The organism is Phenylobacterium sp. 58.2.17, assembly GCF_026411515.1.
Lineage (GTDB): Bacteria > Pseudomonadota > Alphaproteobacteria > Caulobacterales > Caulobacteraceae > Phenylobacterium.
Genome location: NZ_JAPMTQ010000105.1, coordinates 1 through 725, shown reverse-complemented (window position 1 = coordinate 725; position 725 = coordinate 1). Strand labels below are relative to the sequence as shown.

The 725-nt window shown below is 41.1% G+C and carries 1 protein-coding gene; it reads right to left on the bottom strand.

The genetic code is table 11. The annotated features are described in order from the left end of the window. Positions 1-568, bottom strand: a 568-nt coding sequence (locus OUA97_RS23235; RefSeq protein ID WP_267234447.1) for a hypothetical protein, incomplete at its 3' end; no start/stop codon positions are given. Positions 569-725: the final 157 nt, after the last annotated feature.

The window sequence follows — 725 nt, the reverse complement described above, 5'->3', positions numbered from 1 at the left end:
ATGCATGAATCATGTCGGCCAGTTTATCTAAGTCACTATTATCCTGTGAAAAACTAATCGATGCCTTTCTCAAAGATTCTATATAAAGCGATCCTATAAAGTATTTGATCTGGTCTTCTCGTTTTTTCTGTTGTTTCTGGCTTTGTTTTTCCTTTTGTTGTTCTGGATTCAGGGCTTTTTCTATTTTCTGATTCAGGTTTTTCGCTGCGGTCTGGTGGCGTTGTGTTTTGAGGATCTCATCCAGTGCATCGTGCATGGCAAAGTAGGCATCGATGTCATGTTTTTGATGGAGCTTGAGGATGTTTTGTTCCAGAGCGGTCTGTTTGGCAGGTTCTGTCTGTTGGATCAGTTGCAGCTGAAGTATGCGTTTGTTGTAGGCATTGCGTTCATAGCGACATTTCTGGATCAGTTGGCGGTCTTGTTCACTGAGATCCTGAAGACTTTTTTTGTTTTTGAGCATGTGCAGGCAACGTTCTTCAATCCGTCTTTTGAATGGCAGATTGAGGATATGCGTGCCGAGTTCATTGATTTCTTTTGCGGTGAGAACTAACGCTTTGCGTCCTGCCATTTGGATCTCATTTTGCCGTGGATTGACTCCATGTTAGCGTCATCTTATGGGCGTTTAAACTATTTTTTCTGCTATGCATAAAAAATAGTTTATCTCGTTTCCGTGTCTTTTTTTGACAACAACCGCTAAAGCGATTATTGTCAAAAAAAGACACTCC